Source organism: Streptomyces sp. NPDC014882, assembly GCF_043081325.1.
Taxonomy (GTDB): domain Bacteria; phylum Actinomycetota; class Actinomycetes; order Streptomycetales; family Streptomycetaceae; genus Streptomyces.
In genome coordinates this window covers 35,498-49,359 of record NZ_JBIBWL010000008.1, presented here as the reverse complement: position 1 = coordinate 49,359, position 13,862 = coordinate 35,498, and the positions used below count along the sequence as shown (strand labels likewise).

Genomic DNA, 13,862 nt, shown 5'->3' with positions numbered 1-13,862 from the left:
ACCCCACTCTTGTCACCTCTTGTCACCAGGGAGCAGCAATGTCGGACACCACCTCATCGGAACCACCGGACGCGGCACGCGACGGGCGACTGAGCTACGCCGTTTTCCAGCTCGCCCGCACCCACCGCGGCCACGCCGCAGCCATGCTGCGCGCCCTGAACCTCCACCCGGGACAGGAACTGCTGCTGATGCAGCTCTTCGACCACGATGGCCAGACACAGACAGAACTGCTGGAGCGTGTCGGCCTCGACCACTCCACCGTCTCCAAGTCTCTGCGCCGCATGCAGGAGGCCGGACTGCTCACCCGGGAGCCCGCCGCCCACGACCGGCGGGTCATGGTGGTCAGCCTCACCGACACCGGCCGCGCCCTGCGGGAGCCCATCGCCGACATGTGGCGCACCCTGGAGCAGATCTCCGTACGTGATCTGACCCCTGAGCAGGTCGAGACGTTCACCGCGTGGGCGTACACCATCGAGAAGTCGGTCAGGGACCACGGCCGGCAGGCACCTGCCGAGTGATCAGGCGCGGGGGTGGCCCGCTTGCCGGGCCGGCCGCCCCCGCCGGAGCCGCAAGGCCCGGCAGCCGGCCTGCGGTGTTCCCGGCGACCTCGCTTCCGGAGACCGTCCGCCCGCCCTGTGTCGGATCACCGCAGAACGGATCGCCGACGGCCCGGACGGCCCGGACAGCGCCCGGACGACCAAGACGACCAGGGCATCGGCGACTCCCGTCCCGGCCTGGACGAAAGCGCCCGCTGCTACCGCCTCCTGCGCGCAACCGACGATCGAAAAGGTTGCAGGCGAAGCCAGTGACATCCCTCACGTCCCCGGCCCCCGTCAACGTGCCGCGATAGTACGTCGCGCGTGGGTGACATAGGCGGATCTGGCGTACATAAACCGGCATACGCGGCTCCTCGGCCGGGTGTGCCGGCCAGGGCCACCGGTCTCGGGCCGCTGGACCGCCTCTGCCGTCCTTCTGACGGAGCGTGAGGCGCCGCCGACGTCCGGCACGACGGCTCGGCACAATCCCGGGCCGGATTCAAGGGCGCTCTCGCCTACTAGGCGAGGTAGTGGGAGCGCCCGTTGCCGTGCCCTCACGCGGCTTTTAACAATGACGGCCCCACAAGGCGTCCCCGCAGGTCAAGCGCACTGCCTGTGCGAAACCGAGCCTGCCGGAGGCGCAAGGAGAGTCGACCGAACGAGGTCCGTATGAGGAACCACCGGAAGCACCGCAGGACGACGCGCCGCCGACCCATAGCCATAGCCGTCCTGGCGATGGGCGCGGTGGCGGTGCCGTCGGCCGCCATGGCATGCATGGACGGCGCGGGATCCGATGCCGTCACCGTCACGTCCGGCGGCTTCTGGACGGACGGGAGGAAGACGTCCTGGGACGGACACCGGGGGAGGGACGTCTGGACCGCGAAGCCCACGGCGACGTCTTCGCCCTCGGCCTCGCCCACGGCCTCTCCCGGGACCGCGGCGCCCGCCCCGGCGAAGACCGAGGCGCCCGCCTCGAAGACGCCCACCCCACCCGCCCCGACGAGGACCACCACCGCGTCGAAGCCGGCCACCGCGCCCCCCTCGACGACGACCGCCGCACCGAAGCCGCCCGCCCCCACGGCCCCCGCAGCCGGCACGTCCCCTGTCGCCGGCACGGCGGCCCCCGCGTCCGCCGCCGTCGCCCGCGTGGTCGCCCTGGTCAACGGCGAGCGCGCCAAGGCCGGTTGCTCCCCGGTCACCCTGAACGCGAAGCTCTCGCAGGCCGCCCAGAACCACAGCGCGGACATGGCGAGCCACACCACCATGTCGCACACCGGTTCCGACGGGTCCGACCCGGGACAGCGGATCACGCGCGCGGGCTACCTCTGGAGCACCTACGGCGAGAACGTCGCCTACGGGTACTCCACGCCCGAGCAGGTCATGGCGGGCTGGATGGCCAGCGCCGGCCACAAGCGCAACATCCTGGACTGCGGCTTCAAGGAGATCGGTGTGGGGCTGGCGCAGCCCGGCAACTACTGGACGCAGGACTTCGGCACGGCCCGCTGACGCCTTTACGGAGGCCCGCCGACCGTCACACCCGTCACGCGGCCGTTCCGCCCGCTCCGGAGCGGCCGCTACGGGCGGGGGCGCCGTTCCGCACTGGCGTGGGTGCGATCTCCGACCGGTCATTTCAGGATGAGCTGGATTGAGGGGCTCGGCGGTTGGGCTGGGGGCGGCAGGGCTCTGCAGGTGCCGGACGGTCCTGTGCCTGACGACTTGTGGGATCGCGTGGCCCCGTTGCTCCCCGCTCGTGCGCCGCGTCGTCGCCGGTACCGGGAGCGGCTTCCAGGGGTGTGACCCGCCCGCCCCGAAGGGGCGGCTCTGCACCCGGTGCGACCCGCCCCTGACCCCGTGGGCCGGGGGCCCGCGCCCCGGCGCCCCCGGCGTCCTCCCGCCGGGCGCCATGACGGGGTTCAGAGCCTGAGGGCCATGTGTCCGGCGTCGACGGGGCGAGGCCACCGGGAAGCGCGGGCCGGCGCGTCAGTTTCCGGTCGGGTGGGTGGTCCGGGTGCGGTACGGGCCCGTAACGGCCGGACAAGGAGCCGCGGCCGGCCTAGGCGGCGACGGCCGGGCCGGAAACCGCGCCCGGTCCACCCGGGAAGGAGCGGATGCGCCGAAGAGGCCGGCCTCGGCCCCTCCGCGGTGCGGGAGTGCGGGCGGGGGGCGGTCCGCGTCCGGCTCCGCGACGAAGCCGTGCAGGCGGCTGCCGACCTCCGTCGGCCACCCGGCGACTGCCCGGCGTCGCCGGCCGGGTACGCCTCGGCGAAGCGGGTCACCGAGCCGGCGACGGACAGCCCGACGCCCCCCAGCGCCTTGCCTCGACGACGCCCACGCCCTTGCGGGCCTCGACCTGCGCCAGGACACCGCCGTACCGGCCGAGAGCGGTACCGCGGTACGGCGGTACCGCAGTACCGATGACCAGGAGCAGGACCGATCCGGTGCCGCGGCCCCGAAAACCTTCGCGCGTCGAGGCATCGCGCCGGGAGCGGCGGGGCCACACCGTGCGGGTACGGGGCGTATGTTCCGCGACGGTCGTCAGTACGCCCCGAACGACCAGAAGACGCCCACCTCTTCGTCGTCGACCGCGATCACGCCCAGGTCCTCGAACACGTCGAGGCCGGCGATGTACTCGCGGGTGTGGAAGCAGTGGGACGCGGTGCCCTGGAGGCCGGATGCGAGGAAGTCCGGTGCCGGACCGCAGGCGGCGGCCGTCGCGTTGGTCCAGTAGCGGGCACCGGGCCCGTACCGGTCGAGCAGCGACCGGGCGTCCGCCAGCAGGGCGTCCCGGTCGGGGCGGGAGCGGACGGGGGCCGGCTCCCCGTGCCATTCCTCCGCCATGACGGCCAGCGCGGCGACTGCCGCCTCTGCCTCCAGGGAGTACAGACGGGCGGGCAACTCCGCCGGGTCCGGTGGGTCGAAGGGATAGGCGGGCACCGTCCGGCGGGCGGGGTTGGTGCGGTCCCGGTCCAGCCGGACCCAGCCGCGGGGATCGGCCACTCTCCGGTGCAGCACGGCATGGACGTCGTGCGCCCAGTCCTCGTGCCGTCGGGGACCGGTGGCCACGAAGGTGTACGTGTCGTCCAGCAGCCGCAGCGCCGCCGCGTTCCAGGGGCTGCGACGGGAGCGGAACTCCACCAGCAGACCGCCGACTTCCCGGCCGAAGGCGTCCTTCGGCTCGCACGGGACGCTCCGGAGCCGGTCGAGGACCCGACGGACCAGCTCGTCCCCTCCTTCCGCCGCGAGGCCGAGCGGCTCCAGCGGGAGCGCGGCGCCCGACGCGTCCCACAGCGCCTCCAGATGGGCGTCCAGCAGGTCCAGGGCCGACCGGTCGGCAGGTGCAGGCATCTCGCCACTTTAGGCTGCCGTCGTCAGACGGCGCCGTCCCGGGGCGAACGGTGGGAGGTTCACCGCGCCGGTCCTCACCGGCCTGATCTCCTCGGAGTGGCTCCGCGGGAACGGCCGTCGCCCTTCCCGCGATGTGCCGGGTCGGTGTCGGTGGGTGGGTGTCCGGAACCCCGAGAACACCGCCGCCCGCCCCACCGGGCTCCCGCCGCGAAGCGCCTTCGCCGACCAGCGCACCACCGCCCGCACCGCGGACATCGTGATCAACGCGACCCCTGGCGACAGCTCCCTGGACCACCTCACCGGCCTGCGCACCGAACTCGCGGGCAAGATCCTCATCGACGTCTCCAACGCCACCTGCGACGACGGCGACGGCCTGCCCGGCGACCTGGGCCGGCCGCCCGAACGGATCGAGGACCTCGGCGACATCACCACGGCCCGCGCCACCGAGGCCATGATCCTGGTCGTACCCCACGTCCTGCGCCGACACGGCTTCAAGCCCTTCGCCGTCTCTCTCGCCCGCTGACCCGCGACCGGGTTCAGGCGAAAACCGGGCAGCCGAGGCCGTGGTCCTGCACGGTCGTCACGAGTGCGTCACCGCTGTCCCACCGGGCCGGCCCCGTCCGCGGCGGCCGTCGGCCGAGAGGGCGTCGTCCACGGCACCTCGCTGCCGCCGATCTCGGCGGCGCGGAACGAGAGGCCCCGCACAGCGCGCCGGGCACCAAGGCCCGGAACGGTCGCCCGACCGACGACGGCCGCCGCGACGCCGGCCCGAGCGGTGGTCCGTCCCGCGGGGACGACGGGGAACTGACCGAGAGTCCACGCGTCGCCGAAGTGATGTACGTCACTTCCGCGTGTCGGGCCTGCGCCGCGGCGGCCGAGGGGAGCGGCGGCCGACCGGCGGAGGTGTCGCGTCCACTTGTCGGGACTCCTGGCGCGATGTGTGGACAACCAGGGAAAAGTCGTTCCGCGAAGAACACGCGGCTCCACACCGTCTTCACCATGCGCCGGTCCGGCCGCCGTCAAACCCCTGCGCCGCGCGTGCCGAGACGCGCCGAACCAGGTCGAGCACAACGGGCCAATCTGCGGATCGGCCTTGCTGGCGGCATCTCCCGAGATCCACACTCGCTCCTGTACGACGAATGATCGTTCGGCTCTTTCTCCAGCTGTGAGCGCAGTTCCCTCACGTGCCCTTCTTCCGGCATGTTCCGCGTCGGCGTTCCGCCGGCGCGTTCCGCTCCCCCTACTCTCGAAGGAGTTCGTCATGTCCCGTACCCAGAACCAGCAGGACGCCCTGGAGCTTCAGGACCTCGCCCTGGACGCGGACCTGGACCTCACCGACCTGACCGTGACCTCGCTGCGCGACACCGCCGCACTGCCCGAGAACGGCGCCTCCTGGGGCTCTTGTTCCTGCCAGGGCTCGTCGTCGTGTGCTCAGCCGCAGGAGAACGGGCCCGTGGTCCTCTGACCCCGCGCCCTCCCCGAGTGCCGCCCTTCGAACCTGCCGCCCTTCGAACCTGAGGGGCTGCACCTGCTCTCCCGGTCCGCCCCCGGCCTCGCATCCCGCGGGGCCGGTGGGCCACGGCCACCGTGCGGCCGGCCGGCTCGTCCAGCCCTGCCCGGCCGCACGCCCACGCCTCCGATCGCCACGCGGTCCGCCCACGCACACCTGGTGCGCGTTCCCGCCCGGCCCGCGCCGCCCCCGCTCCACCGATCCCGCCCGCCTCCGAGCCGTACGCCGGGAGTCCCGCCATGCCGTACCCCGCCCCGCCGGCAGCCCCGGTGCGCGTGCCGCCGCCCGGCCGGGCCGACCAGGCGGCGGCACGCGGCCCCGCGAGCCCGTACGACCACGCCGACCCGGCAGGTCCCCACGACCCGGCCGATCCGGCAGGGCCCGACGACCCGGCGGACCCGTACGACCGGACCGCACCGTACGCCCTCGTCCGTACGACCGTGCTTCCCCACCCCGCCGAGACCGCCCCCTCCGCCGAGGTGCGGACCCTGCTCGCCCGGCTCACCGCCCTGGCCGCCCAGGACGCCGCCCTGCGCGCCGCCCTGTCCGACGACCTCTTCGCCGCACGCGCCGCCCACGACGAGGACTTCCACCGCCGGGTGGTCCTCCCCCTGCGCCGCGCCCTGCACAACGGCCGCGAGCCCCGCCCCGCCCTCCTGGACCGGCTCGGCACCCTGCCCGAACGGGTGCCGCGGCTCGCCGACTGGCTCGCCGTGCGGGCGCTGCGCGCTCGACTGCTCGATGAGCTCGGCACCGCCGTCCCGCCCGCCCTGGCCGCCGAGCGCGCCGCGCTCGCCGGCCTCTGCCGTTCCCCCGCTTTCCCCCGGGCCATCGCCCTGACCAGCGCCGACCTGCTGCGGGCGGTCCACCGGGCCGGCCGGGGCGAAACCGGGCGACGGGCGCGCAAGGAGGAACCCTCGGTCCTCCGGCACGCCCTGCGAGCCAGCACGAAGACCAGTCCGCTGTCGTGGTTCACCGCCGTCGGCTGGGCCGCCGGGCCGGCCGACGGCCCGACGGGCACGACCACCTCCGCGCCGGAGCCCGGCCCGGCTCCCACCCACTCGCTGACCCCCGTCGTCAAGGAGAACCGCACGCTCGTCACCGCCCTCACCGCGGCCCTGCTCGACGAGCCGCGCCGCCGCGGCGCGCTGCCCCACCGGATGACGAGCACCGCACGGGCGGCCGACGGACGGGTCCGCCTCGCCCGCACGGAGGCGCTGTTCGCCGGCGGCCGCTACCTGGTCAGCCGGGAGGACGAGGTCGAGCTGGCCGCCCGCCCGGCGCTGGACGTGCTGGCCGCCGCCCTCACCGACCGCCCGCTCACCCTCGGCACGCTGACCGCCCGGCTCGCGGCCGACCTGGGCCGCACGGCGGACGACTCCGCCGTCGCGGGCTTCGTGGACCGGCTCGCCGATTCGGGACTGCTCGTGCCCGCGGAGCCCGTCGACCCGCAGCACCCCGCCCCGCTCCTGGCGCTCGCCGACTGGCTGCGCCAGTGGCCCGCGGACGCCGCCCTGGCGGACCGGATCGTCACGCTCGCCCGGGACACGGGGCGGTTCTCGACCGCCCCCGCGGCCGAGCGCCCCGCCCTGCTCGCCGCCCTGGCCGACCGCTGGCACGAACTGCTCGCCGACACCGGCCGACCCGTCGCACCGGACGCGGCCCCGCTGACGGTCCTCACCGAGGACGTCGTCGCCCCCGCCCCCCTGCCCCCGCACCACCCGCCGGCCTCACCGGGCGGGGACGGGCGCACCACGGGACCGCCGTACGAGGACCGGCCCGCCGGGTACGACCCGCTCACCCCCGCCGACCGCGCCGCGCTCACCGAACTCACCCCCCTGGCCGAGCTGTTCGACCTGGGCCACGTGATGAGCCGGGTCGCCCGGGACCGCTTCGTCGCCCGCTACGGGGAGGGCGGCACCTGCCGCGACCCGTGGGACTTCGGCGCCGCCACCGCCGCCGCCTGGGAGGAGTCCGGCCGCCTCGCCGGCCGGCGGTCCGACGACCCCGAACTGCCCTCGGGACTGGTCCGACTGGTCCGCTTGCGCGAGGAGTTCGCCGCACTGGCGCGGGAGGCGGCGGGACCGGCCGGGGACACCGCCCCCGAGATCGTCCTGCCGGCCGGTCACCTCCGCGCCCTCGCCGCCCGCCTGCCCGACTGGACGGCCGCCCGGCCGCTCAGCTACTCCCACTTCGTCCAACGCGCCCACGACGGCGAGTCGCTGTGCGTCAACCACGTCTACGGCGGCTGGGGCCGCTTCACCAGCCGCTTCCTCGACGCCCTCCCCGCGAGCGCCGCGGCCGAGATCGGGGAGCGCATCCGGCGCGGCCTCGGCGCGGGCGCGCGGGCGGCGCAGATCCGGCCGGTGGGCGGGTTCAACGCGAACCTGCACCCGCTGCTGCTCGCCGAGGAGATCGGGCCCGACCGCGGCCGGACCGCCCTCGCCGAGGCCGATCTCGATCTCGTCCACGACCCCGCCACCGACCGGCTGCGGTTCCGCGTACGGGAGACCGGCGACCCGCTGGACGTGCTCTACCTCGGCTTCCTCGCCCCGGTCATGCTGCCGGGGCGACTCGGACCGTTCCTGTCCGACCATCCGGAGGGGGTGGTGGACTTCCGCCCGCTGCTGCCCCGGCACGCCGTGGCGGCGCCGGGCGGTCAGGTGGTCCGTACGCCGCGACTGCGCCACCGCCACCTGGTGCTGGCCCGGCGCCGCTGGTACCTCGGCCCGGGCGTGCTCGACGCGCTGCGCGCCGACCTCGCCGCGGAGGAACGGGAGGTGCCGGCCGCCGCGGTGGCCCGCTGGAGGGCCCTGCTCGACCTGCCGGAGCAGCTCTTCCTGCACCCGGTGCCGCGCCCCCCGGCCGGGCACGCGGTCGACGACTTCGTCGCGCGGCTGCGGTTGCCCAAGCCGCAGGCGCTCGACCTGGGCAACGTCCTGCACCTGCGCTGCCTGGGCAGCTGGCTGGCACGCCGTTCCGGGGGTGTCGTCCTGGAGGAGGCCCTGCCCGCCTTCGGCGGCCGGGACCGGCCCGCCCATGCCGTCGAGTCCGTCATCGAGACGTACCGCCCGGCGCGCCGTCGTACGGCCGACGAGGACGCACGCCGGCCCGCCGACCGACCCGCACCCCGCCGAGGAGGCACCCGATGAACGCCCCGGCCGGCCCCGCCCCCGCGGTCGCCCCCCTGGACCCGGCCACGCCCGGCTCCGCCGCAGGGCTCGACGTCGTCGTGTACGACTACCGCGAGGACAAGGCCCCGCTGCTGCGCGAGGCGGTGCTGCCGCTGGCCCGCCGGGCCGCCGCCGACGGTCTGACCGCGCACGTCGAGCGTCACTGGCTGTACGGCCCCCACGTACGGCTCCGGCTGCGCGGCGCACCCGGCCCGGTGGCCGCGGCGGCCGAGCGCACCGCGGCGGCCCTGCGGAGCCGGGTCACCGACCGCCCCCCGAGCGCCGAGGTCACCGAGGAGGAACTCCTCGCCCGGGCCGAGGCGGCGGGCCGCGCCGAGCTGATCGCCCCGCCGTACGGCCCGCTCGTGCCGGACGGCACGGTCCGCGTCGAACCGGTGGGCCGGTCGTCCCTGCACGCCCTGATCGGGGCCGACGGGATCCGGCTCCGCGACGACCTGCTGGCGCTGGGCCTGCCGGCGCTCGGCACCGGGTGCGCGTTCCTGGGCGAGCACGGGGACGCGCCCGCCGCCCGCGTGCAGCTCGCGGTCGCCGCACTGGCCGCGCACGCCGCGGCGCACCCGCAGGGACTGATCGGCGGTCACTACTCGTTCGTCTCGCACCTCGAGGACTTCCTGGTGCACGAGGACCCGGACGGCCGGCTGCGCTCGGCCTTCGAACGCCGGTGGAAGGCCACGGGACCGGCCGTCACCGCGCTGGTGGAACGGATCACGGGCGGCGGGGCGGCCGGCTGGGAACGCGCCTGGGCCGACTGGTCCGCCGAGGCGTGGCGCATCGCGGCGGAGCGGTTGGCGACGGGCGCGGACCTCGCCGGCGACCCCCTCGCCTACCGGGACCGGGCGGCGGCACTGGGCGACCGGGCGGTGGCCGACCGCTGGAACCCGGACACACGCACCCGCTACAGCGAGTTCCACCGCCGACTGAGCCGCTCGGACCCGCGGGGGACGATGTGGAGCCGGCCCGACTACCTGATCTACCGGGTCTGCACGAACGCGCTCTATCGGCTGTTCGCCATCTGCGACGTACGGCCGGTGGAACGGTACCTCGCCGCGCACCTGGTCGTGCGCACCGTGCCGGCGCTCACCGGGCACATCTGGCAGGTCCGCGTCGACGAGGTGATCGCCGCGGTGGAGGGCTCGTCATGACCACCCCCGCCGCAGCGACGGGCACGGCCCCGCAGCCACCGGACCCCGCTCCGGGAGCGGAGCCCGCCCCGCCGGCGTCCGAAGCCCCCGCCGCGCCCGCGCCGCGGCCGGAACCGCGGCTCCGGCTGCGGCCCGGCGTGGCCGTCACCCCGCTGCTCGCGGGGCTGCACCTGCGCGGCCGCGGCGTCGGCGTCACGCTGGAGGGCAGCCGCGCGCTGCCGGCCCTGTGGCGACTGCTCTCGGCCCGGCTCGCCCCCGACCGCGCGGTGCGCGGCGACGGCGGCCCGCGGACCGGCACGAGCTCGCCGGACGACGCCGACCCGCGGACCGGCACGAGGCCGCAGGCCGACGCCCGGGTCCGCACCGGCACCCAGGATCAGGCCGACGCCCGGGCGCGGGCCGAAGCCGGGGAGGCGGCCGACGTCCGGGCGCGGGCCGAAGCGGGGGAGGGGACCGACGTCCGGGAGCAGGGCGCCGCGAGTGATCAGGCCGACCCCCGGGTGGAAGCCGCGATCACCGCGCTCACGGCCCGGCTGCGCGAACACGACCTGGTCGTCGAGCACCCGCAGGACGCCGAACTCCCGCCCTGGCCCGGTTCGTCCGCCGCCCACCCGGCGGAGGCGGCCGAAGCGATCCGGAACGCGCGACCGGTCGTCGCCACACCGGACCCCGAGAGTCCGCTCGCCGCGAGCCTCGTACGGGCGCTCGGCCGCGCGGGGGCGAGCCCCCGGGTCGTCGCCGACGGGCGGCTGGCCGCCGGCCGAGCCGTGATCACCGCCGACACGCCCACCGGGGCCGTGGCGCTGGCCGTGTCCTGCGACACCGACGGCGGCTTCGTCACCGAGCCGGGGCCCCCGCACCGCGCCCGCTCCGACGCCGCCGCCGTCGCCACCCGCCTCGCCGCCCCGCCACCGTGGGCGGCGAGCGGTCCCGCCACCGCGCGGTCGCGGTCGACGGTGCCCGTCCCGGCGCCCTCCAGGACGACGTCTGTCCGGGCCGGGGCACCGCGGCGGACGGCTGCCGCCGCCACAGGGCCGTCCCCCACGCACGTCGCGCTGCTCGCCGGTGCCGCGGCCGGGCGGCTGCTCGCGGCCGTCGCCGGCCTTCCCGACCCCGCCGGACACGAGGACGCCTTCGGCACGGACAGGGCGGGGCATCCGGCCGTGCTGATCGCCCGGACCGAACCGCCCGAGGCGACGTACCACCCGTGGGCCGCGGCCCCGCGCGCCGCCCGCCGGGGTCCGGACGCCCCGCCCGCGCCGGACCTGGGGGAGGCCCTGCGCCGGGTCACGGCCCTGGGCGACCCGCGGCTCGGTGTGCTCGACGCGCCACTGCCCGGGGACCTGCCGCAGCTCCCCGCGTCGCTCGCCTCGTGCCGGACGCCGGCGGGCCTGCTGGTCGCCGGCGCCGTACGGGCGGATCTGGCCCGGCTGGAGGCGGCCTGCCGGGCCGCCGAACTCGCCCTCGCCGACGTCTTGCCGGCCCCGGTCGTCGGCGCGAGCCGCGACCACGCCCACGGCCGGGCACTGCGCCGCGCCGCCCTCGACCTGGAAGCCGCCTCCACCACGTCGGAGACGGCCCCGGCCGCCGCCCGCGGCATCGGGGACGACGTCCGGCGCACACACCCCCAGGCCCACCACTGGTGGACCGTGCTGACCGAACGCATGGGCCGCTCCGCCGAGCTGTCCGTCCGGCGGCTCGGCCCCGGTGAGGTCCATGCGGCCGTCGTCCGGGTCCGGCCGGCCTCGTCCGGTGCCGGCGCCGCGCCCGCCACGGTGAGCCGCGCCGTCGAGGCCACCGCGGCGGACGCCGTGGCCCTCGCCGCCCTCGACGCGGTCACGCGCGTGATGGCGGCGCAGCACGCACCGGACCGGGCACGGCACACCGCGCTCAGCGGCGCCGCCGCCCCGCTCGCCGCGGCCGGTGCCGAGCCGGCCGGCTGGGCGGACGAGGGCTGGACCGACGTCTGGCTGGCCGCGATCGCCGCCCGGGAACCGGCCCTGCGCACTGCTCTGCGCCGCCTGACCGGCCTGCGCCCCACACCCTGGCAGGGCGCAGGCCACCACCCTCTCGCCGATGCTCTGCGCGCGTCCGGATTCACGGTCCTGTCCGCACCGGGAGGCCCCCGATGAGCACCCCCGACCCGTACGCGCTCCCCGCCTCCGCCTCCGCCCCCGTGCCCGTCCTCGACGCGGCGACGGCGCTCGCGATGGTCGCGGGCACCGCCATCGTGCGGCTGACCACGTGGGACCTCGGACTGGCCGAGCGGCTCAGCCGGCACGCCCTGACCCATCCGGTGCGGTTCGTGCCGGTGCGCGAGGACGGCGCGCTGACCGTGATCGGGCCGGTGCTCCACCCCGGGGCGCGGGCCTGCGTCGGCTGCGCGGAACACCAACGGCTGGCCACCGCGGGCGGCCGGGTGCCGTGGCAGAGTCCGCGGCTCGCCCTCGGCGGCACCGGGACCCCGCCACTGGCCGAGGCGGCGCTCCGGCTCGCTGCGGACCTGCTGGCGACCGACCCGTCCGAACCGGAGCCACCCGCTGCCGACCGGCACGCACCACCCACGTCCGGCCCACCCGCACCCGGCCCCCGCGGCCCCGGCCCGGTCACGGTCGACGGCCGGGCCGTCGTCCACCTGCTCCAGGGCGACCGGTACACCTGGTCCAGCCACCGCATCCGGCCGGTCGGGGGCTGCCCGGTGTGCAGGCCGCTGCCGGACGACTCGCCCGCCGGCGCCCGGTTGCCGGTCGAGCCCCGGCCGCTGCCCGACCCGTCGGTGCTGCGCGGCCCCAACGACCGTACGACACCTGCCACGTTGCGGGACGAACTGCACGACGAGCGGTTCGGGCCGGTGCGCCGCCTCTTCCGGACCGAGGATTCCGCGTTCGCGCTGACCACCGCCTGGGTGACGGACGGCCGCTCCCTGGACGACGGCGGTCACGGCCGGTCGGGCGACTTCCGCTCCAGCGAACGCATCGCCCTCTTCGAGAGCGTGGAGCGGTTCGCCGGAATGCGGCCCACCGGACGCCGCACCGTGCTGCGCGCCTCGCACGCCGACCTCGTCGCCGGGGGCAAGCACGCCGTGCTCGACCCCGTCCGGCTCGGCCTGCCGGATCCCGAGTTCGACGGTCACCCGGCCCGGCGCACCGTCGCGTACTCCCCGGACCTCGCACTCGACTGGGTGTACGGCTGGTCGCTCACCGAGCGCCGTGCGCTGGCGGTACCCGAGCACGTGGCGTACTGGGACGTACCGGGGCCGGACCGGCCGCGGGTGGTGTACGAGTCCTCGAACGGCTGCGGACTGGGCAACAGCCCCCAGGAGGCCGCGCTGTACGGGCTGTTCGAGGTCGCCGAACGCGACGCCTTCCTGATGGCGTGGTACGCGCGCACGCCCCTGCCCCGGGTCGCCGTCCCCGTCGACGACCCGGAGGTCACCTTCCTGGCCGACCGTGCGGCGCTGCTGCGCTACCGCCTGAGCCTGCTGGACGCCACCAACGACCTGGGTGTCCCGGCGGTGATCTCGCTCTGCCGCTACGAGGGCGCGCACCCCGACGCGCCCCGCGCGTTCCTGGCCGCCGGCGCCCACCACGACCCCCGGGTGGCGATCCGCTCGGCGGTGGCCGAGGTGGTCACCAACGTCCAGGAAGCCGCCCGCCGTTCGGGCCCGGGCGGTCCCCGGGCCCCGGAGCGGCTGCGTCCGATGCTGGACCGCCCCGAGCTGGTGCTGGACCTGGACGACCACGTCGGCCTCAACACCTTGCCGGAGGCACAGCCCCGGCTGGACTTCTTGTTCGCCGACACCGCGCAGGCGCCGTGGTACGAGCGGTGGCCGGGAGCACCCGAGCCGGTGGCCGACCTGACGGTGCTGCTGGAGCGGACCGTGGAGCGGCTGGCGGCCGAGGGCCTGGAGGTCATCGCGGTCACGCAGGACGAGCCGGGCGTACGGGACCGGCTGGGCCTGCACTGCGCCAAGGTGATCGTCCCCGGCACACTGCCGATGACCTTCGGGCACGTCAACCGCCGCACCGCCGGACTGGACCGGCTGCTGGAGGTCCCTCACCGGCTGGGCCGTACCGCCCGGCCGCCCCGCCACGACGAACTGCCCCTCCATCCCCACCCCTTCCCGTGAGGACGC

At 76.3% G+C, this 13,862-nt stretch carries 9 protein-coding genes; 8 read left to right on the top strand and 1 reads right to left on the bottom strand.

The features are described 5' to 3' along the window. Window positions 1-38 precede the first annotated feature (38 nt). The gene (locus ACF09K_RS19675; RefSeq protein WP_392245166.1) at window positions 39-518 is read left to right on the top strand and encodes a MarR family winged helix-turn-helix transcriptional regulator; all 480 of its coding nucleotides are present in this window, start codon (window positions 39-41) and stop codon (window positions 516-518) included. A 687-nt stretch (window positions 519-1,205) separates the two neighbouring features. Next, window positions 1,206-2,042, top strand: a complete 837-nt coding sequence (locus ACF09K_RS19670; RefSeq protein WP_392245165.1) for a CAP domain-containing protein — start codon at window positions 1,206-1,208, stop codon at window positions 2,040-2,042. A 1,029-nt stretch (window positions 2,043-3,071) separates the two neighbouring features. Here ACF09K_RS19670 and ACF09K_RS19665 read toward each other — a convergent pair. Beyond that, complete coding sequence (locus ACF09K_RS19665; protein ID WP_392245163.1) at window positions 3,072-3,881, bottom strand: hypothetical protein; 810 nt, start codon at window positions 3,879-3,881, stop codon at window positions 3,072-3,074. A 154-nt stretch (window positions 3,882-4,035) separates the two neighbouring features. Here ACF09K_RS19665 and ACF09K_RS19660 point away from each other — a divergent pair, with 154 nt between their 5' ends. From ACF09K_RS19660 to ACF09K_RS19635, 6 genes are all read left to right on the top strand, one after another. Next, on the top strand, window positions 4,036-4,404 hold the full coding sequence (locus ACF09K_RS19660; protein ID WP_392245161.1) for a hypothetical protein: 369 nt from the start codon (window positions 4,036-4,038) through the stop codon (window positions 4,402-4,404). 738 nt (window positions 4,405-5,142) lie between these two features. After that, window positions 5,143-5,346 (top strand): thiazolylpeptide-type bacteriocin, encoded by a 204-nt coding sequence (locus tag ACF09K_RS19655; protein WP_392245159.1) that lies wholly within the window; start codon window positions 5,143-5,145, stop codon window positions 5,344-5,346. A 284-nt stretch (window positions 5,347-5,630) separates the two neighbouring features. Further along, window positions 5,631-8,543 carry a lantibiotic dehydratase gene (locus tag ACF09K_RS19650; protein WP_392245157.1) on the top strand — a complete coding sequence of 971 codons (2,913 nt, stop codon included), beginning with the start codon at window positions 5,631-5,633 and terminating at the stop codon, window positions 8,541-8,543. Continuing rightward, a complete protein-coding gene (locus tag ACF09K_RS19645; protein ID WP_392245156.1) occupies window positions 8,540-9,727 on the top strand; it encodes a hypothetical protein in 1,188 nt (395 codons plus the stop codon). The genes ACF09K_RS19650 and ACF09K_RS19645 overlap by 4 nt, the downstream gene beginning before the upstream one ends. Beyond that, a complete protein-coding gene (locus tag ACF09K_RS19640) occupies window positions 9,724-11,859 on the top strand; it encodes a hypothetical protein (protein ID WP_392245154.1) in 2,136 nt (711 codons plus the stop codon). The genes ACF09K_RS19645 and ACF09K_RS19640 overlap by 4 nt, the downstream gene beginning before the upstream one ends. After that, window positions 11,856-13,856 (top strand): YcaO-like family protein, encoded by a 2,001-nt coding sequence (locus ACF09K_RS19635; RefSeq protein WP_392245152.1) that lies wholly within the window; start codon window positions 11,856-11,858, stop codon window positions 13,854-13,856. Before ACF09K_RS19640 ends, ACF09K_RS19635 begins: the two co-directional genes overlap by 4 nt. The last annotated feature ends 6 nt before the right edge of the window (window positions 13,857-13,862 follow it).

What these genes read in the sequence shown, in the direction of transcription:
- ACF09K_RS19675 (WP_392245166.1), top strand. Translation starts at nt 39, where the DNA reads ATGTCGGACACCACCTCATCGGAACCACCGGACGCGGCACGCGACGGG.
- ACF09K_RS19665 (WP_392245163.1), bottom strand. Translation starts at nt 3,881, where the DNA reads ATGCCTGCACCTGCCGACCGGTCGGCCCTGGACCTGCTGGACGCCCAT.
- ACF09K_RS19650 (WP_392245157.1), top strand. Translation starts at nt 5,631, where the DNA reads ATGCCGTACCCCGCCCCGCCGGCAGCCCCGGTGCGCGTGCCGCCGCCC.
- ACF09K_RS19635 (WP_392245152.1), top strand. Translation starts at nt 11,856, where the DNA reads ATGAGCACCCCCGACCCGTACGCGCTCCCCGCCTCCGCCTCCGCCCCC.
- ACF09K_RS19670 (WP_392245165.1), top strand. Translation starts at nt 1,206, where the DNA reads ATGAGGAACCACCGGAAGCACCGCAGGACGACGCGCCGCCGACCCATA.
- ACF09K_RS19640 (WP_392245154.1), top strand. Translation starts at nt 9,724, where the DNA reads ATGACCACCCCCGCCGCAGCGACGGGCACGGCCCCGCAGCCACCGGAC.
- ACF09K_RS19645 (WP_392245156.1), top strand. Translation starts at nt 8,540, where the DNA reads ATGAACGCCCCGGCCGGCCCCGCCCCCGCGGTCGCCCCCCTGGACCCG.
- ACF09K_RS19655 (WP_392245159.1), top strand. Translation starts at nt 5,143, where the DNA reads ATGTCCCGTACCCAGAACCAGCAGGACGCCCTGGAGCTTCAGGACCTC.